Below are 18,073 nucleotides of genomic sequence, written 5' to 3' on the forward strand. Positions count from 1 at the left end.
TTGGACCGGGTTCCGCGCCAAGACGACCACCGGGTGCCCACCTTCCTGTTCGCGTTCGCGGGCGGCGGCGCCTCGTCCTGGCGCGGCTACGTGAGGGCCGACCCGCCGGACCTCGCTCTGTGCCCGGTGGCGCTGCCCGGGCGGGAGCGGCGGGCGGCCGAACCACAACCGCGGCGCTTGGACGATCTCGCCCGCTCCCTCGGCGAGACCATCCTCCCGCTCCTCGGCGGTCCGTTCGTCTTCTTCGGACACAGCTTCGGAGCGATCCTCGCGACCGCGGTGGCGCGCCACCTGCACGGGCGGCACGGGCTCTCACCCGCCCTGCTGGTCGCGGCCTGCGCACGCCCCGTGCATCGGCGCGTCAAGTACGGCGACCCGATCTCCGGCCTGTCCGATGAGGAGTTCCTGGACGCCCTGGGCAGGCGCACCGGGGTCGCACCGCTGGCGGAGTTCCGCGACCGACCGGAAGCCATGTCCGCTTTCCTGCCCCCGCTCCGGACCGACCTCGCGCTGATGGAGGCATCGGCGACGCCGCCGGCTTCGCCCGTCGCCGACGCGGTCCTGTCGGTCGGCGGGACCGACGACCCCGACATCAGTCCCGAGGACGTCCGCTCGTGGGGGGCGTACTCCCGCGGCCCACACCGCCACCACATGGTTCCCGGCGGTCACTTCACCATCTTCGACCGGGTGGATCCGGTGCTCGGCCTCGTCTCGCAGGCGTGCGGCGAAGTCCTCGGAAACGACGGAAAGGAAGCATGACGGTGTTCGATGACATCGAGGTCAAGGTCGTCGTCAACGACGAGGAGCAGTACTCGATCTGGCCCGCGGAGCGAACCAACCCCGCAGGCTGGCACGACGCGGGAGTGCGCGGCTCGAAGGAGAGCTGCCTGGACCACATCGAGACCGTGTGGACCGACATGCGACCGGCGAGCCTGCGCCGCGCGATGGACGGGGGGAGCTCGCGATGATCAGCTACTGCCGGGCCTACCCGGTGGACCAGGTCGCCCGGTTCGCGGCCGCGGCCGCCGTGCTGGCCGAACTGGATGCCGCCGACTTCGTCTACCTGTCCGCCGACTTGACGCTGCGGCGCGACGCGGTCGGGCAGGACGGCGCGGTCCTGGTCTCCGCTGACACGCCCGGTTGGGCCGCCTTCTGCCGCGAAGAGCTCACCTTCGTGGTCCCGGACTTCGCGGAGGACGCCGGTGCTGCTGACTGACACGCGCCCCCCTGCCACAGCCGCGACAGTCGTCGAGCAGCTGGAGCGGTTGGCCAGGAACGTCCCCTTCGGTTCGGCGTACCGCTCCGCGGAGGATGGCACATCGCTGACCTACCGCCAACTGCACGAACAGGCGTCCGCGGTAGCGGGCGGCCTGTCCGCGCTGGTGGGACGCGGCGACCGGGTCGCCGTCGCGCTGCCGACGAGTCCCGCAGGCACCGCGGTGCTCTTCGGCGTCTGGATGCGCGCCGCGACCGCCGTGGTGCTGCCGGTTCCGACCGGCGCGGGCGCGTCCGCCTGGAACGACACCGCGCTGCGCGTGGTGCTCGACTCCGGCGCCCGCGTCGTGGTGGTGCCCGACGGGCACGCCGTCGCGGAGCTGACCGCGTTCCTCGCCGCAGGCGGCGCAGAGGTCGATGTCGTGTGCACGGACCTGCTGGCCGGTGCGCCGGTGGCCGTGGAGCTGCCCGATCCCGAGGACCTCGCGGTGTTGCAGTACACGTCGGGCTCGACGTCCGCCCCGCGCGGGGTGATGATCTCCCACCGCAACATCAGGGCGAACGTGGACAGCATCGCCACCGAGATGCGCCATCGCGCGGGCCCGGGCTCCGGGCCGTCCGCCCTGGTCGGGTGGTTGCCCCTGTCCCACGACATGGGACTGGTCGGCGTCGTCTCCTGCCTGTGGAGCCAGTCGCCCGGCATCCTCATGAACCCCAGCACGTTCGTCATGAACCCGCTGCGGTGGCTTCGGGCGATCAGCGAGCACCGCGCGACCGGCACCGCGGCGCCGAACTTCGCCTATCAGCTGTGCGTGGACCGGGCACGCAGGCAGAGCATCGATGACCTGGACCTGAGTTCGCTGACCTTCGCGGTCACCGGCGCCGAGATGCCCCGGCGATCGACCATCGACGAGTTCTGCGCGACCTTCGGACCCCGCGGGTTCGACCGGCGGGCTTTCGTCCCGTCCTACGGCTTGGCCGAGGCGACTCTGCTGGTCTCCGGCAGGCACGGCGACGACGGAGCCGCGGTGAGGGTCTTCGCCCGGGACAGCCTGGTCGTCGGTCACCGAGCCCGCGAGGCACGTCCTGGCGAGAACGGAGTCGAGGTGGTCTCCAGCGGTGCGCCGGTCAGCGGCGTCACCGTCACCATCCGCGACGATCGGGGTGCGAGCGGCGCCGACGGCGTGGTCGGTGAGATCGTCGTGAGCGGGCCAGGTGTGAGCCGCGGCTACTGGGGCGCCGCCGATCCGGCCGCTGACGGGTTCTCCGAGTCCGGTGGGCTGCACTCGTTCGTGACCTCCGACTACGGGACCGTCATCGGCGGCGAGGTCTACGTCCTGGGCCGCCGCGATGACGTGATCGTGCTGGACGGGCGCAACCTGTTCCCCGAGGACGTCGAGCGGGTTGTCGCGGCGCCGATTCCCGGGGTCCGGATGGCCAGGGTCGCCGCGCTGCCGGACCCCGGGGGCGCGGGTGTCGTCATCGTGGCCGAGTGCGTGCGCGACGCGCAGGCGCGGCCGTCCACGGAGGTGGGGCGGGACGAGGTGGTCGCGGTGGTCCGCAACCGGGTCTCCGGTGAGTTCGGGGTGCGCACCACCGCGGTGGCACTGGTCCGGCTCGGACAGCTGCCGCTCACCCGCAGCGGGAAGGTGCGGCGCAAGGAGTGCGCCCGGCTGTGGGCGCACGACGAGTTGAAGGGGTGGGCGTGAACGCGCGACCCGCCTCGGCGGCGCTGTCCCCGTCCAAGGAGGCAGCGCGGTGGTTCATCGACCGGTTCACCGCCAGCACGGCGGGCCACACCGGGCGGACCTGCCGCTGGGTCGGTGTCGAGTTGGAGTACCCGGTGGTGGACGAGGAGGGACGGGCGTGCCCCCCGGACGCGCTGACAGCTGTGTTCGGCGAGCTCGCATCCGACGGGTGGACGTCGTCGACCGATGAGCTCGGCCGCGTCATCGGCGCTCGTCGCGCGGCGGAGACCGTCGATGGCCAGCCCCGCTGGCACGGGATCACCACCGACATGGGCGCCGCCACGCTGGAGATCCAGCTCGCCCCCGAGCCGACTGTGCATCGTGCGGCCGCCGCGGTCGGGGAACTGCACCGGCAACTGCGGCCCCTCTTGGCGGCCCGGGGGCTTCGCATGCTCGGATACGGGGTGCAGCCGGTCGAGCCGATCGCGACGGTGCCGACGACGCCCAAGGAGCGTTATGCCCTGGTGCTGCGCGCTTCGGCCGTCGACGCCGACGGCGGCCGGGCGGCCCGGCGCATCTCGATGTCCGCGTCCTCTCAGGTGCACGTCGACGTGACCGGTGAGGACGCGGCGCGGTTGCTGACGCTGCTCAACGCCACGGCGGGTCTGCGCATCGCACTCATGGCGAACTCCCCGCACGCGGAGGGCCTCCGCGGTTCTGGCCGGGCCCGCCGCGAGCTCTTCTGGGACGAGTCGTTCCCGGACCGGCCGGAGCGTGTCGGCGTGGTCGGCCCGTTCCCGGACCTCGACGCCTACGCGCGCCACATCGTCGGGACCACGGGGTTCGGCGTCCAGCGGGATGGTCGCTTCGCCCTGCTGGAACCCACGGGCAACGGCGTCGGGGTGCTGCTGGACCGGGGCGCCGCGGTGGCCGCCCGAGACGCCGATGGCGGGCTCCACCACGTTGAGCTGCGTCCGGAGGACGTCTGCGAGCAGTACGGCACCAGCTGGTTCGCGACCCGGCTGAACCCGTTCACCGGAACCGTCGAGGACCGGGTCGCTTGTCAGCAACCACCAGAGGACCAACTGGTCAATGCCGCGCTGGTGCTGGGTCTCGCGGAGGCGGCGCGGTCGCCGAGGGCCTACGCGCTGCTGGGGCGGCGCCTCTTCCCGTCGTGGCGCGCGCTGCGCGCGAAGGCTTGTGTCGAGGGGTTCGGAGCCTCGGCCACCGTCGCCAGCGAGGTGCGCGTCCTCCTCGACCTCGCCGCCGAGGGGCTGGAGGAGCGCGGCCACGGCGAGGAGGTCTATCTCGCGGCGCTGTATGACCGCCTGTCCGCCCGGCAGAGCCCGGCGGACCGGATCGTCGCACTGCCGAGCGCCGAGCGGCGTCGCTGGATCTTGCAGAACCTGGCGCTGTGAGCTTCCCTACCGGCGCTGGACGTGCACCGGCAGGCTCGTCACGCCGTTGATGAAGTTGGACGCCAGGTGCCGCACCGGCCCGCCGGGCGTCACGCCCCGCACCTTCGCCCTGAACTCCTCGATGAAGATCCGCAGCCCGACTCGTGCCAAGTGGGCGCCCATGCAGTAGTGCGGACCGAATCCGAACGACAGGGACGGGCGCGCTGAGGAGCGTGGCGCGAACACGAAAGGGTCCTCGTAGACCTCCTCGTCGCGGTTCGCCGATCCCGTCCAGACGCAGACGAAATCACCCGCGCGCACCTGCCTGCCCCCCAACTCGACCGGCTTCGCCGCGCGCCGCAGCACGTGGTTGGTCGGCGACGCCCAACGCAGGGACTCCGCGACGAAGGGGGCGACGTCCTCTGCCCCGGACAGCAGGTCGAGCAGTTCCGGTCGTTCGCTGAGCAGCCACACGAGGTGGTTGACGACGTGCGGTGTGGTTATCCCCGCGCCCATCGCGAAGGTGTAGGCGTTCAGCATCACCTCGTCGTCGGTCAAGCGGTTCCCCCCGTGTTCGGCGCCGACGAGCGCGCTTACCAGGTCCTCGCCCGGCTTCTTGCGCCGGAACCGCGCCAGCGAACCGAACAGCGACAGCAGTTCCAAGTGCGCCCTGGCCGTGTTGTTCTCGCTGCTGTCATCGGAAAGGAACCGATCCGCTGGGGCGATGCTCACCATGATCCAGTGGGAGACCTCGGCCCACAGCTTCTCCGGAACCCCGATCAGATCGCCGACGACGACCATCGGCAGCGTCCGCGTCGCCACCGCGAAGTCGACCGTGCCATCGAGGGTGGAGTCGAGCACGGCCGCCACCCGAGGACGCACCAGCGCGGCCCGTGAGGCCGCCACGCCCGCGCTCATGAGCGGCGAGGCGATGCGGCGCAACACCGAGTGCCGTTCGCCGCCGCACAGGTTGATGGCGCTGCCGCGACCGATGTCGCCGTGGATCGACTGCAGCATGTTGCCGTGTTCGGGGGTGAAGGTCGTCTCGTCGGTGAGGACCTTCACCGCGTCCGCGTAGCGCACGACCGACCAGTAGGGAGTGCCGTCCGCCGTGTGGTGGCCCGTCACCGGGTCGTGGTTGCGCAGCCAGCGCCAGACCGTGTGGGGGTGACCCCTGGTGTAGAGCGACAGCGAAGCCGGGTCCTCGTCGTGGCGCTGCTCGCCTGACACCGCCATCCTCATGAGCGGCCCACCGACAGCAGCCACTCGTCGTGAGTGGTCGCCACTCCGTGCTGCACGTCCAAGAGCTGCTCGCGCAGCCGTGCCGCCGTCTCGTGCCCGCGCAGGTGCAGCCGCAGTCCCGACTCGTCGCCCACCAGCGCGACCGGGGCCACCACGGCCGCGGTGCCGGTGCCGAACACCTCGATGTCCTCGCCGCGCTCGATGGCCGCCAGCAAGCCGTCGATCGGGATCGCCTCCTCGCGCACCTGGAGATCGCCCGCGTCCTCGACCAGGCGCATCACGCTGTCCCGGGTGACGCCCGCCAGGATGGTGTCCGACAGCGGTGGCGTGAGAAGCTGCTCGCCCCGCCGGACGAACACGTTCATCGCCGTGAACTCCTCCACGGTGCCCCGGGTCGCCGCGTCCAGCCACAGCGGCTGGTGGAATCCGCGTTCCAGCAAGCGCTCGGAGACTGCGAAGCTCGCGGCGTAGTTGCCCGCGGCCTTCACGTTCCCAGTCCCTCCGGCTCCCGCGCGGGAGTAGCCGCGTTCGACCCAGACGTTGATCGGTTCGGTGAACAGCGCGTCGGATGGCGTGGCCAGCACCGTGTAGCAGAACTCGGTCGCGGGCCGCACGGTCAGGTCCTCGGTCGTGCCGACCATCGTCGGTCGCAGGTAGAGCGACTGGCCTCGGCGGCCGGGAACGTACTCGTCGAGCGCGGCGACCAGGTCCACCACGGTGCTGACGAACACCTCCGGAGGCAGCTCCGGCATGCCCAGGCGTCGAGCACTGCGGGCGAAGCGGCGCGCGTGGTCGTGCGGCCGGAACAGGAACGAGCCGCTTTCCGGGGAGCGTTCGCCGAGATCGCGATAGGCCTTCATCCCCTCGAACACACTCTGCCCGTACTGCAGGGCTTTCGCGCCTATCGAGGACGCCACCGGCCCGAGTTCGCACAGGACCGGGTCTTCCCAGCGGCCGCGCCGGTACCAGGCGGTGACGACCAGCGGGGCGAAGATCGTGCCGAACCCCAGCGATTCGGGCAGGACGTCCTGCAGGACCGCACCGCGCGATCGCCGCGCCGGTTCACTGGACATGACTCCGCCTCCGCGCGTCGGGTACCGATCATCCGGACGCTAACACCGCGGGGTCGGAGAAAGTACGTGCATTCGCCTCATGTGAAGCGCCTTGACCTCCATTCCTGCTTCTGTTGTCCTTCACTGGGTTCGCATCATGGCAGAGGTGATCGGAGTCGCAGCCGGTGACATCGTCCCCGGCTTGTCGTTCCTGCTGGATCTCGGTGTCGATTCGCTGTCGCCGGGCCCGCCTGGCACGCCACCTCGAACACGGGCACCAGGCGGCGCCCGCCCAGGAGCCCACCCACCACAGACCCGGAGCAGGCCATGAGCACGACCGAGGTCGTCGTCACCGGAATCGGGGCGACCACACCGCTGGGCGGCGACGTGCCGTCCACGTGGGACGGCATGATCGCCGGACGCAGCGGGATCACCGCCAACGCGGACTGGGCGGTGCAGCACGACCTGCCTTCCCGCCTGGTCGCGCCGCTCGCCGTGGAACCGTCGGAAGTCCTGCCCAGGGTCCTGCTGCGCAAGATGGACCGCTGCGAGCAGGTCGCGCTGATCGCGGCGCGCCAAGCGTGGGCGGACGCCGGGTTCCCCCGGCCGTCCGACGAGCACCACCCCGTGGACCCGGACCGGCTCGGTGTCGTCATAGGCTCCGGGATGGGCGGACCCGTGTCCCTGCTGGCCCAGTACGACCTGCTCCGGCAGGGAGGGGCGCGCAAGGTGTCGCCCCTGGCCGTCCCGATGCTCATGCCCAACGGTCCGGCCGCGTACGTGGGCATCGAGCTGCGGGCGCGGGCGGGCGTGCACTCGCCCGCGTCGGCTTGCGCTTCGGGGGCCGAGAGCCTGGCCCACGCGTGGCGGATGATCCGCTCCGGTGTCGCCGACGTCGTCGTCGCGGGCGGGGCCGAGGCGTGCATCGCCCCCCTGACCGTCGCCGGGTTCGCGCAGATGCGCACGCTGTCGCAGCGCAACGACGATCCCGACCGGGCGTCCCGCCCGTTCGACGTCGACCGGGACGGGTTCGTGATCGGTGAGGGCGCGGGGGTTCTCGTCCTGGAAAGCGCCGAGCACGCCAGGGCACGCGGCGCCGCGGTGTACGGCAGGCTCGCCGGCGCCGGGATCACCTCCGACGGCTACCACATCACCGGTCTGCGGCCGGATGGCGCCGGCCAGGTCAACGCGATGCGCACGGCCATCCGCTCAGCGGGCCTCGTCCCGTCCGACATCGGTCATGTGAACGCGCACGCGACGTCCACAGTGGTCGGTGACATCAGCGAGGCGGCTTCCATCCGTGCGGCGGTGGGGGACCACCCCGTGCTGACCGCGCCCAAGGGTTCGCTGGGGCACCTGGTCGGCGGCGCGGGCTCGGTGGAAGGCATCATCACCCTGTTGTCGGTCTACCACGGGGTGGTCCCGGCCACCCGCAACCTGGACAACCAGGACCCGAGGGTGGAGCTGGACGTCGCGACCGGGGAACCGCGCAAGATCAGGCTGGATGCGGCCATGACCGACTCCTTCGGTTTCGGCGGGCACAACGTCGCCCTCGTCTTCACCGCCGCTTGAGCCGGTGCACCAGCGCCGCGGCCTGCGCCCGGGTGGAGACGCCCAGCTTGGCGAGGATGCGCGAGACGTGCACACCTGCCGTGCGCGGCGTTATGCCCAGCTGTTCGGCGATCTCCGGGTTGCTGTGGCCGGACGAGACCAGCCCCAGCACCTCGTGTTCGCGCCCGGTCAGCCGGAAGCGCTCCAACCCCCGGCCTGCCTCGTCCGCCTGCCCGTCCACCACCGCGGCCGGGGATGGCGGAGCGGGATGCACGGCGGGGACTCCGGGAAGCCGGGCCCGGCGCGCGCGGGCGGCGATCGCCTCGGCGAGGTGGAGGGCTCCTATGCGCTCGGCGAGCGTGTGGGCGCGCACCAGCGCCTCCCGCGCCCTGCTGCGCCGCCGGGGTCGTTGCAGCAGGCATGCCTCCGCTTCGCGCCACCAAGCGTACGCCGCTTCGTAAGGCCGCCGCAGCGAGTTCCACCGGTCGCCGAGCGCGGCCCATCCGTCCGGGTCCGCGGCGTCCAACCGCCCCAGTTCCGCGTCGGCGGTGGCCAGCAGCTCGGTCCAGGGACTGTCGACAGCGGTCGACCGCCATGGGGCCAGCAACTCCTTGACGACCTTCGCCTCACGCATCCGCACTTCGCGCTCGGCGGAGTTCGCCGCGGCGGCACCGTCGGCAGCGGCTCTGGCCAGCAGGACCAAGGCGCCGAGCGCGAAAGCGGGCGGCAGGTCCACCTTGCTGAGCAGACCACGCAGCGCGCTGATCGCCTCCGCTGCTCCAGGACCGTCGAGCCCCGTCTGGATCGCCAGGTCGGTGCGGACGAGCAAGGCCTGCGGCCCCAGGTGGAACGACCCGCTCGCGGCGATCGCCGACTCGGCGTCGCGCAGCCGGCGCCCAGCGCCGTCGAGGTCGCCGCGGCGCAACTGCAGCAGTGCGCCGGCGAGCCGGACCATCGCCTGTTGTCGCGGCGTCGCCCGCGTTTCCGCCGGGGCTTGCTCGACCAGCCGAGCCGCGTCGTCCAGCCGACCGCTGAAGGTCAGTGCGAGCACTCGGAGCGCCACGTCGTTGAGGCCGACGCGGGACAGCCACCGCCCGGGTTCGTCGTGCCTGCCCGACTGCTCCCACAGGTCGACCGCGGCGGCGTAGTCACCCTCGTGCACCAGCGCGATGGCGAACGCCGTGCGCGCTTCGGCCTGGTCGACCAGGTCCCCGACCTGCGACAAGCGCCGCACCGCGTCGCGGATGAGCTCGCCACCGGATCGGGGCACGCCGAAGATGGCCTGGGCGAGGCCGATGGTGAGCTGCGCTTTGGCGAGCGCGCGGTCATCGCCGTTGTGCCGGGCCAACTCGGCCGCCCGGCCCGCCGTCGACACCGCGGCGTCCAAGTCGCCGTCCAAGACCAGCGCCGCGTGGGCTTGGCCCGCCAAGACCTGCGCCCACACCGGCGACCGCGTGCCGACCAGCGCCCGCACCCGTTCGTGCTCGGTTCGAGCGGTCCGCCGGTCCCGGCAGGCGAGCGCGAGCGCGGCGCACCGCTCGTGCACGGCGGCCCGGCCAGGTGCGTCCGATGGATCGAGGAGTCCGGCCACCACCTGCAGGTGCCCCAGGGCCCGCGCGTACTGGCTGCGGGCCGCGGCGGAGTCGGCCGCCAGCCGGTGCGCGGCCAACCGGTGCTCCAGCGCCCCATCGGGTTCCTGGAGCGATGCTCGTCCCCTGGTCGCGGACGCGGAACCGAGGAGGTCGAGCACCCGCTCCGCGTACAGCGACATCTCATCCACCGCGCCGAGGTCGCGTGCCTCCGCCGCGGCGGCGAGCCACAGCGGCACCGCACTGCTGGGGTCACCCCCCAGTTGACAGTGCAGTGCCTGCTCGGCCACAGCCGCGTCAGACCGCCCTGCGAGTACGGATGCGATCGAGCGGTGCAGGTACACCCGCTCGGCTCCGAGCATGCCGTCGTAGAGGGCGTCTCCTACTGCTGGGTGGCGAAACTCGTACTGGTCGCCGCGCTCCACGAGCACGCCCCGGTCGATGGCCTCGCGCAGTGGGGGCAGCAGGTCGACCAGCTGCCGCCCGGTCAGTTCCGCCAGCACGTCCACCGCGCACGCGCGCTTCAGCGCGGCCAGCGTCTCCACGAGCAGCCGGGCGTCCGGCGTGAGCCCGCTGACCAGTGCACTCGCCAGCTGGGCTAAACCGGGGGAGGACTCGACGCCGGCCTCGACCAGCAGGCCCAGCAGCAGCGGATTGCCCCTCGCCGCGCGGTGCAGCCGCATCACCTGGTCTGCGGACGCCGCGCCCGGCCGGGCGGCGGCGACGACAGCCTCGGATTCGTCGGGGGTCAGCGCGGGCAGCTCGTGCCACCAGCGGCAGCCGGGGCGCAGCTCCGCGAGCCAGGATTCGAAGCGGGCCGCGTCGTGGCCGGACAGTTCACCGGTCCTGCAGGTCAGCACCAGCATCATTCCCGGTCCCGCGCGGTTCTGCAGGTAGCCGATGAAGTCGCGGGTCGACGTGTCGGCCAAGTGCACGTCCTCGATCACCACCACCAGCGGTCCGGCCGCCGCGAGCTTGAGCATCACCAGCACGAGCGCGTCGCAGAACCAGCCCTCCTGCTCGACGGAGTCCGGCGCGGCGTGGATTCCGCTCCCCGAGCGGGCCCACCCGCTGTTGTCCGCGGCCGCGGCGGGCGAACCCACGAGCGCCGTCCGCAGGGGAGACCACGCCTCGGGAGCGACCGTGCGGGTCTGCTCGGCGTACTCGTGGCACAGCTGGCTGACGAGATCGCGCACGGCTGCCAGGGACGGTGCCCCGTCGTTGACCGACCGGCACCGTCCCTGGAGCCACACGACGTCGTCATCAGGACCAGCGGTCGCACGGTCGCGCAGTTCGGCGACCAAGCGCGACTTGCCGATCCCGCGCTCTCCGACGAGCATCACACACGCTGAATCAGCGCGCCGCAGATCCTGCGCCATCGCGCTGAGCGCCACCAGCTCCTCCGCCCGCCCGACGAACGGGTATCCCGTGGAATGGCCGAACGCGTTCGGCATCAGCATCTTCTGCGGCACCAACCTCAGGGGAGCGCATCGGGTGGAGCACTGCTGCCGCGTTCGCGCCCGCAGTGCGGTGCGCGGCGACGTGACCTTGCTACCCAGTGGTCGATCGCACTGTCAAGCGAAGCTCTCCACGCGCATCGTTCACCCGCGGGCTCCGCATAGCTGATGGTTGTACACCCGCTTTCCCTACTGGGAAAGAGGGTCGAGGGGAACAGACATGCGTCGCCTCCGCGTCGGGTTGTCGCCACACCTCGGGTCTTCGCGCGCGCTGACCGCGAGCGCAGCATGGAGGAGCGCTGCCGACCACGAGGGGGTGCCGTGCTCGTCGCCGAACTCGACCGCTCGAGTTTCCGAGCCGACTTCTCGGCTTCCCAACCCGGGATCTACCGCGCCCTGCTCGGCGACCCGGCATCCTTCCTGCGCGAGGACGACGTGGCCGACCTCGTCCGCCACCACCTGCTCGAAGCGGCCCGTGTGCGCGTGCTCCGGGCGGGAGCCTCGATACCGGTGAACTCCTACAGCGCGACGCGGACACATGGCGGGTACAGCTACCCGGCGCCGAGGCCAGACCTGCTGTCAACCATCCTGGCCGGCGGGGCGACCGTCGTCATCAACGGCGTCGACGAAGTGCACCAACCGTGCGCGGGTGCCGCCCGCGACCTGGAGGCGGCCGTCGACTGCCGTGTGCGGGTCAACGCCTACGCGTCATTCTCCGGCCTTCCGGGCTTCGAGCTGCACTGGGACGACCACGACGTCCTGGTCACCCAGGTCCGGGGCACCAAGCAGTGGACCTACGCGCCACCATCGGTCCCGCACCCGCTGCCCGGTGCCCCCGGCGCCCACGACGAGCCCGCGCCCGACGCTCTGCGCAGCACCGAACTGGTCCCTGGCGACGTTCTCTACCTCCCGCGCGGTTGGTGGCACCGGGCCAGCGCGACCGCGGGCTCCTCTCTGCACCTGACGTGGTCGCTGTCGAGGCCGACGGCCGTCGACCTGATCGCGTGGCTCGCCACCGAGGCCGTCCACCACCCGTCGGCCCGCGCCGACTTGCCGGTCGGCGTCGACGCCGACGCCGTCGCCGTCGCGAAAGCGGCTATCGCCGCCGTTGTCGACACGCCGGATCTCCTCGGGCGGTTTCGCCGGTACCTGGCGGGCCAGGGGTGGGACCGGTCCACAGCAGTGCTTCCGTGGACCTCAGAGCCGAACGCGGACACGTGATCTGGTCGTCCTCACCGGCGTCGAGTCGTGTTCATCGCGTGATAGCGCAGGCCGAGCTGGAAGCGGTCCGCACAGTCGAACTCCACCATGAGGGCGCTGAGCTTGCGGTAGAAGGTGCGTGGCGAGATGCCCAGCTTGGCGGCGATCACGCCGTCGGGAAGTCCAGCGGCCACCAGCCCCAGCAGCTCCTGCTGCACCGCCTCCGCCGGACCCGCGGTGCGCGCCGACCGCCACAACGCGGTGAACACCTCGCTGAGGGCCGCGTGCAGCGGACCCGACCGCACCGCGGCGATGGACGGCACATCGGGGTGGTGGAACACCGCGCCGTCGTCGGGCAGGACGAACACGGCGACATCCGACAGGATCGCTTTCATGGGAACGACATCGGCTATCCGGGCCCGCAGGCCCGCGGCCAGCAGCGGTTCGACCTCATCGCGCCATCGCCGCTCGTTCAGCCCTTCGCGGGCGTACACCACATCGATCGCCGTCCCGGCCCGCAACTGGGCCAACATCCCCGCCACGCGCAGCCGGTCGTACTCCTCGTCGTAGGGGGGCCGGTCCAGGATGCGCACGTACGGTGAACTCCGCCCCGGTGTCGCCGAGAGGAGCGCGAGCATCCGCCGGGGGGTCAACTCCTCCAGCCGGTGCGGTGATTCGGGGACGGCGCCGAGGTAGGCGTCGATGACGGTCTGGGCTGCTGTCTCGGCTCTTCGCCGCCAGTTCGGTCGGTTCACCGCAGCCATCCGCGCCTGACGGCTTCCGCGGCCAGTTGGTAGCGGGTGCCCACCCCGGCGCGCACCATCAGGTGCTCCAGACGGCGGTAGAGTGTCCTCCTGCTGAACGCGAGCCGGGCGCAGATCTCCGCGTCGGTCAAGCCTTGGTCGACCAAGGCCAACAGAGCCAGCTCCGAGGCAGGGAGCGTTGTCGGCGTGCCGGAGACGGGCTCCGACCCGCTCCAGAGCGCCTCGAACAACGCGCGCACGGCGCGGTTCGCCGGGCCGTCTCCGAGGGCGGTGAACCCCCACCCGTCGCCGACCAGCACGAGCGCCCCGTCCACGATCCACACCTTCGCCGCCGCCGTCGCGCTGGTGCGCACCGGAATCCCCGAGCGCACCAGGCCGGCCAAGTCGTCGAGACGTGAGGGCGCTGAACCGGGGGAGAGCACGATCCGCATCGCCCACCGCGTGTGCCCGTCGAGATCCCGTTCCACGCCCAGGTAGGGCTCGGTGTCGATCACGTCCACGCGGCGGGCCGCCGCCAGGGCTCGCCCCAGGGCCCGCTCGGCTTCGTGCGGATCCAACACCGGCCTGCTGGGCGCGGAACCCGGGTCCGGCGGGCGCACGGTCCGCCTCTGTCCCTGTTGGACGAGCCGGTGCACCGCGGCACGGGGGTCGGAGGGTGTCACCCAGTTGTCGGCGTTGACCGCCAGACCCAACCCGACCAGGTCGGCCACCGCCGCACTGTCCAAGACCCCGGCCGGGGCGCCGCGTAGCAGCAGCAGTCGCGAGTAGAGCGCCGCGGCCTCGCCGGGCACGCCCAGCAGGGTCAACGCCCCTTCCACCGAGTCTGATCCGCTCACAGTCGTCCTTGTTCGCGGGCCCAGCAGGCCAACTCGAAGCGGGTGCCCACCCCCGCCTGGTCCATGAGCGTGCGGACCCGCCGCGTGTAGGTGCGGTAGGACACCCCCGTCGCGGCGGCCGCCCGCTCATCGCCCACGCCGAACGCGAGTGCCACCAGCACCGGGTCCGATGTCACCACGCCGGTCATGCGTAGGTGCTCGTGCAGCGCGGCGAGGGCGGTGAGCACGACCGGGGTGACCACCCTGATCACCCGCCACTCGTCCGCGGAGCCGATGCCGACCCACGCCGCTTCCTCGCCCGCCAGGACCAGCCGCACACCGGGCTGCGCGGTGAGCCGCGCGGCCGCGCCCGCGCGCACGAGCGCGGCGTACCCGGGGTCGTCCGCGGCGTCGAGGCCCCCACGCAGCACCACGTCCACCGAACCACCCGCCGCCGCGAACGCGCTCAGGTCGTCCGCCCGCTGCCCCCACCCCGGTGAACCTGCGTCGTCGACCGCGCGCACGGGCAATCCCCGCTCGCGGACCAGGCGAATCGCCTCGACGCGGGCCCTGCGCGGGTCCGTCGTGCCCTGGGCCTCGCCAAGACTTGTCCGGTAGGCCTCCGCCACCACCGCCGCAGCCCGCATCAGCTCCCCGGGCCCGGGAGCGCGGTCACTCGCTGCGATCATTCCACCACTGTCGCCGAGCGGATGTGGCCTCCGCAACAACGGTCACACCGGACAGATCGGGTTCAGCGCCCGCGCGGGCCGAGACCAGCGCGATCACCTGCTCAGATGTCGCCTGCCCGCGCCGGGAGGAACCCGAAGTCGCATAGATCCTCGATCCCCGTGCATTGCCGCGGACCCGGTTCACCTTCCTGCTGCGGCCCCGGACGACTCGCGCGACCGCTCGGCGGCCGTCGCGATGGGAGCGCTTTCGCGAGGTACCACCTCGCCGGCGACCAGCAGGCCGTCGAGAGTCGGATCGCGCAGCCGCTCGGCCAGTCCCGCCACGATGGCGTCGAGGGGCTGACGAACACTCGTCAGGGCAGGTTGCTGCGCCGCGGCCAGCGCGGAATCGTCGAACCCGGTGACGGCCAGATCCGGTCCCACCCGCAGACCCGCTGCCGACGCGGCCCGCGCCGCCCCGACTGCCAGCGTGTCGGTGGCCCCCACCACGGCGGTGGGGGCGGAGTCGCCCACCAGCGCTCGGCGGAGGGAGACCTCGGCGGCGGCCGGGTCGTCGGCCGCCGCTTCGACCACGAGGGGCGGTGCCAGGCCGAGGTCGCGGCAGGCGGTGGCGCAGCCGCGCCCGCGGTCCTTCGCCGCGCCCGAGGAACCCGTCCAGTCGAGGAACGCGATGCGCTCGTGTCCCAGGCCGTGCAGACCGAGCACCACCTCCGCGATCGCGCCAGCGCCGTCGAGGTCGACCCACGGCCCCGATTGCGCGCTGCCCGACCACGTCCGGCCGAAGGAGGCGAAGGGCACCCCGCGCCCGTGCAGCCACCGCTGCCGCTCGTCGTCGTCGACCACGTCCGCCAGCACGAAGCCGTCGACTGCCCGTTGGGCGAGCAGGTCAGCGCAAACCGACAGTTCGTCCTCCCTGCTCGCGGTGAACAGCAGCACGTGCGATCCGCGGTCCGCCAGAGCCACGCAGAGCGCGGTGAGGAACGAGGTCATGAACTCCGACCGTCCGTTCCGCACGCAGAAACCGATCTGCCCCGCTTGGCCTCGCACCATCGTCCGCGCGCTGCGGTCGGGCTGATAGCCGAGTCCGGTGATCGCCGCGCGGACCTTGGCCAACGTGCTCTCCGCCAAGCGCTCGGGGAAGTTCACCGCGTTCGACACGGTCTGCCGGGACACCCCGCAGGCGGTGGCGACCTCCTCGATGGTGACGCGGCCCGTGCGCTTCACCATCCCTCCACCATGAGAACCGCGGAGAACAGCTTGATGCCCAGCACCGACGTCGGCGCCACACCGGTGAGGTCGCGGACCTTCCGCAGCCGGGTCGCGAGGGTGGCCCGGTGCACGTGCAGCCGGGCCGCGGTCCTCGTGCGGTCGAGGTCGCAGCCGTAGAACACGCGCAGCGTCGCGACCAGCGACTCGTCGGCCAACACCGGGGCGACGTGGTCCCTCAGCCGTGCCACCGTGCCCGGCGAGCCGCGCAGCGCCTCGTCGACGAGCGAGTCCGAAGCGCCGATCAGGGGCGGGGTCAGACCGAGGCGCACGCGCGCACGCGTGGCCGCCACGCTCAGCGCCTCGGGGATGCGCGCGGCCGACACCGCGTGCGCGCAGCCCGCGACGGGCTCGCACAGACCCTGCCGCGACGCGAAGTCGACCAGCTCCATGAGAGCCCGCTCGGCGGTGGCGCGCTCCACGGGTCCTCGACGCCTCATGGGGTACAGCAGGACGAGCGCCCCGTCGTCGTGCACCCGCAGGATGGTGTCGAGGCCGCGCGCCCGCTGGTCCAGCCGCGCGGTCGCGCGCGGACCGAGGCCTGGCTCGATGGCACGCAGATAAGCCAAGAGGTAGCCGCACGGTGCGTCCGCGACCCCCTCGGGCAGCTCTCCGGCGAGCAGCGCCCGGACCGCGGCTTGCCTCCTGCTCGCGTTCACCGCGCGCGTCCAGATCTCGCTCGCGTGGTCGTCGGCGAGCAGCTCGGCGACGACGTCGGCGTCCGCGGCGACCCTGGCGGCCAACCTCCGCGCCTGCGTCCACCCCGCTCCGGCCGCGCGTCCCCAGATCTCGGTCATCAGGACGGTGGCGGCGCGGCGCGACGCCGCGACCACGACGTCGGCGGGCAGGCCCGAGCGCACGCTGGAACGCGCTATCCGCGCGGAGGCCGAGCGCACCATCGGTTCTATCGAGCCCGATTCCGCACGCAGAGCAGCCGCGAGGATCTCCGCGGCCGGAGCCCGCAGCCGTGCCCACGCCGTCGAGTGCCCCGTGTCCGGGGCCGCGCGGTCCAGCACCCGCTCGGTGATGAGGTCGCGGTCGCTCACCAACCCGGCCAAGAGCGCGCCCCTCACCGCTCGACCGCCGTGTCGGCGGTCACCGCGAGCCCGGTGGACAGCAGCAGGACGCCCCGGGTCGAGAGCGGGTCGACGCCGGTGATCTGCGCGATGCGGCCGATGCGGTGCGCGACGGTCTGCCGGTGCACACCGAGGGCTTCGGCGGCCGCGCCGCGGTGGAGGTCGGCGGCGTACACCGCCCGCAGCGTCCGCAGCAGCTCCGGCTGTTCGAGCAACGGGTCCAGCAGCGCTGCCAGCCCTTCGGAAGCGGCCGGATCGGTGGACACAGCGGCATCGACGAGCAGTTGGTGCTCGTCGTACACCGCCGGAGGCAGGCCGTGCGCCAGCCCGCGCAGCCTGCGCGAGCGGGTCACCGCCGATCGGGCCTCGCCGAGTGGTCCTGTGACCGTGACGACGGCTCCCCTGGGACGGACGCGCAGCCGGGCGAGCAGATCCCGCGCCTGCTCCGCGGTCGCGTCCGCGTGCCCCGCCGCCGAGACGATGATCACGAGTTCACCCGCGTCCATGCACCAGAGAGCGCGTGTGTCGTCCATGCCCGGTGCGACCGGCGCCTCCAAGCGCACCGCGGCCACCGCGACATCGCCCTTGGGCAGGCGGACGCCCGCCGCCGAGGTGACGAGCTCGACGTTGTGAGCGTTCAAAACGGCCTTGGCGACGACGGTCAGCGGCGAACCGGAGGGCGCGGCGAACCACGCCGCGGCGTACGCCTCGTTCACGTCGAGGTGCTTGGCCGCCAGCGCGTCCACCGCCGTCGAGACACTGGCGAAGGTGTCCGGGACCGCGCAGTCCCAGGTCGCCGCGATCGCGGAGGCGCACCACCGGTCGGCCGCTTCGACCAGGTCCAGCGGGCTGACCCGGGCCTCGGCAGTGCGCGAGGCGATGAGCCGGATGGTCGAGTCGCACCTCGGCGCCCCGAGCGCCTCCCCCTTGACCACCTCGATCAGGTCGAGCAGGCCCGCGCCCACCAGACGTCGCGGACCGCGGGGGAGCGGGTGGTCGAGCAGTGTCGACAGGACTCCGCGTGTCGCACCGGAAGCGGGGCTGGCGGACATCTGACCTCCCCTGCACGTGG

General features: G+C 72.4%; 16 protein-coding genes. 7 read left to right on the forward strand and 9 right to left on the reverse strand.

The window, feature by feature from the left end:
• Positions 1-33 precede the first annotated feature (33 nt).
• The 5 genes from ACFPM7_RS23685 to ACFPM7_RS23705 are packed head-to-tail and all read left to right on the forward strand — an operon-like array spanning position 34 to position 4,321.
• On the forward strand, positions 34-759 hold the full coding sequence (locus tag ACFPM7_RS23685; protein WP_378249937.1) for a thioesterase II family protein: 726 nt from the start codon (positions 34-36) through the stop codon (positions 757-759).
• A complete protein-coding gene (locus ACFPM7_RS23690; RefSeq protein WP_378249938.1) occupies positions 756-968 on the forward strand; it encodes an MbtH family protein in 213 nt (70 codons plus the stop codon). Before ACFPM7_RS23685 ends, ACFPM7_RS23690 begins: the two co-directional genes overlap by 4 nt.
• Positions 965-1,216, forward strand: coding sequence for a hypothetical protein (locus ACFPM7_RS23695; RefSeq protein WP_378249939.1), 252 nt, complete (start codon positions 965-967; stop codon positions 1,214-1,216). Before ACFPM7_RS23690 ends, ACFPM7_RS23695 begins: the two co-directional genes overlap by 4 nt.
• On the forward strand, positions 1,203-2,924 hold the full coding sequence (locus tag ACFPM7_RS23700; RefSeq protein WP_378249940.1) for an AMP-binding protein: 1,722 nt from the start codon (positions 1,203-1,205) through the stop codon (positions 2,922-2,924). Before ACFPM7_RS23695 ends, ACFPM7_RS23700 begins: the two co-directional genes overlap by 14 nt.
• Positions 2,921-4,321: a glutamate-cysteine ligase family protein gene (locus tag ACFPM7_RS23705; RefSeq protein WP_378249941.1), complete on the forward strand. Its 1,401-nt coding sequence runs from the start codon at positions 2,921-2,923 to the stop codon at positions 4,319-4,321. The genes ACFPM7_RS23700 and ACFPM7_RS23705 overlap by 4 nt, the downstream gene beginning before the upstream one ends.
• Positions 4,322-4,327: 6 nt before the next feature.
• Here the strand turns inward: ACFPM7_RS23705 and ACFPM7_RS23710 are convergent, their stop codons facing one another.
• Entirely contained in the window at positions 4,328-5,530 is a 1,203-nt protein-coding gene (locus ACFPM7_RS23710; RefSeq protein WP_378249942.1) for a cytochrome P450, read from the reverse strand.
• An 8-nt stretch (positions 5,531-5,538) separates the two neighbouring features.
• Positions 5,539-6,615: a branched-chain amino acid aminotransferase gene (locus ACFPM7_RS23715; RefSeq protein WP_378249943.1), complete on the reverse strand. Its 1,077-nt coding sequence runs from the start codon at positions 6,613-6,615 to the stop codon at positions 5,539-5,541.
• Positions 6,616-6,921: 306 nt separating this feature from the next.
• Between ACFPM7_RS23715 and ACFPM7_RS23720 the strand changes: the two genes are divergently transcribed.
• A complete protein-coding gene (locus ACFPM7_RS23720; RefSeq protein WP_378249944.1) occupies positions 6,922-8,166 on the forward strand; it encodes a beta-ketoacyl-[acyl-carrier-protein] synthase family protein in 1,245 nt (414 codons plus the stop codon).
• On the opposite strand, the gene ACFPM7_RS23725 is transcribed toward ACFPM7_RS23720, so the two are convergent.
• The gene (locus tag ACFPM7_RS23725; RefSeq protein ID WP_378249945.1) at positions 8,153-11,206 is read right to left on the reverse strand and encodes a helix-turn-helix transcriptional regulator; all 3,054 of its coding nucleotides are present in this window, start codon (positions 11,204-11,206) and stop codon (positions 8,153-8,155) included. The genes ACFPM7_RS23720 and ACFPM7_RS23725 overlap by 14 nt on opposite strands.
• A gap of 306 nt (positions 11,207-11,512) precedes the next feature.
• Between ACFPM7_RS23725 and ACFPM7_RS23730 the strand changes: the two genes are divergently transcribed.
• A complete protein-coding gene (locus ACFPM7_RS23730) occupies positions 11,513-12,412 on the forward strand; it encodes a JmjC domain-containing protein (protein WP_378249946.1) in 900 nt (299 codons plus the stop codon).
• 11 nt (positions 12,413-12,423) lie between these two features.
• Here ACFPM7_RS23730 and ACFPM7_RS23735 read toward each other — a convergent pair whose 3' ends face one another.
• The 6 genes from ACFPM7_RS23735 to ACFPM7_RS23760 all read right to left on the reverse strand — a co-directional run bounded on the left by ACFPM7_RS23735 (position 12,424) and on the right by ACFPM7_RS23760 (position 18,053).
• Positions 12,424-13,146 (reverse strand): helix-turn-helix transcriptional regulator, encoded by a 723-nt coding sequence (locus tag ACFPM7_RS23735; RefSeq protein ID WP_378249947.1) that lies wholly within the window; start codon positions 13,144-13,146, stop codon positions 12,424-12,426.
• Complete coding sequence (locus ACFPM7_RS23740) at positions 13,143-13,991, reverse strand: helix-turn-helix transcriptional regulator (RefSeq protein ID WP_378249948.1); 849 nt, start codon at positions 13,989-13,991, stop codon at positions 13,143-13,145. Before ACFPM7_RS23740 ends, ACFPM7_RS23735 begins: the two co-directional genes overlap by 4 nt.
• A complete protein-coding gene (locus ACFPM7_RS23745) occupies positions 13,988-14,659 on the reverse strand; it encodes a hypothetical protein (RefSeq protein WP_378249949.1) in 672 nt (223 codons plus the stop codon). Before ACFPM7_RS23745 ends, ACFPM7_RS23740 begins: the two co-directional genes overlap by 4 nt.
• Positions 14,660-14,839: 180 nt before the next feature.
• Positions 14,840-15,886, reverse strand: a complete 1,047-nt coding sequence (locus tag ACFPM7_RS23750; protein WP_378249950.1) for a LacI family DNA-binding transcriptional regulator — start codon at positions 15,884-15,886, stop codon at positions 14,840-14,842.
• Positions 15,880-16,998 (reverse strand): helix-turn-helix domain-containing protein, encoded by a 1,119-nt coding sequence (locus ACFPM7_RS23755; RefSeq protein WP_378249951.1) that lies wholly within the window; start codon positions 16,996-16,998, stop codon positions 15,880-15,882. Before ACFPM7_RS23755 ends, ACFPM7_RS23750 begins: the two co-directional genes overlap by 7 nt.
• Positions 16,995-18,053 carry a PucR family transcriptional regulator gene (locus ACFPM7_RS23760; protein WP_378249952.1) on the reverse strand — a complete coding sequence of 353 codons (1,059 nt, stop codon included), beginning with the start codon at positions 18,051-18,053 and terminating at the stop codon, positions 16,995-16,997. The genes ACFPM7_RS23755 and ACFPM7_RS23760 overlap by 4 nt, the downstream gene beginning before the upstream one ends.
• Between the last annotated feature and the right edge of the window lie 20 nt (positions 18,054-18,073).

This window comes from Actinokineospora guangxiensis (genome assembly GCF_042657845.1).
Classification (GTDB): domain Bacteria; phylum Actinomycetota; class Actinomycetes; order Mycobacteriales; family Pseudonocardiaceae; genus Actinokineospora; species Actinokineospora guangxiensis.

Excerpts from the sequence above, each read along its gene's own strand:
- ACFPM7_RS23715 (WP_378249943.1), bottom strand. The coding sequence starts at position 6,615 with ATGTCCAGTGAACCGGCGCGGCGATCGCGCGGTGCGGTCCTGCAGGAC.
- ACFPM7_RS23695 (WP_378249939.1), top strand. The coding sequence starts at position 965 with ATGATCAGCTACTGCCGGGCCTACCCGGTGGACCAGGTCGCCCGGTTC.
- ACFPM7_RS23745 (WP_378249949.1), bottom strand. The coding sequence starts at position 14,659 with ATGATCGCAGCGAGTGACCGCGCTCCCGGGCCCGGGGAGCTGATGCGG.
- ACFPM7_RS23750 (WP_378249950.1), bottom strand. The coding sequence starts at position 15,886 with ATGGTGAAGCGCACGGGCCGCGTCACCATCGAGGAGGTCGCCACCGCC.
- ACFPM7_RS23720 (WP_378249944.1), top strand. The coding sequence starts at position 6,922 with ATGAGCACGACCGAGGTCGTCGTCACCGGAATCGGGGCGACCACACCG.
- ACFPM7_RS23760 (WP_378249952.1), bottom strand. The coding sequence starts at position 18,053 with ATGTCCGCCAGCCCCGCTTCCGGTGCGACACGCGGAGTCCTGTCGACA.
- ACFPM7_RS23690 (WP_378249938.1), top strand. The coding sequence starts at position 756 with ATGACGGTGTTCGATGACATCGAGGTCAAGGTCGTCGTCAACGACGAG.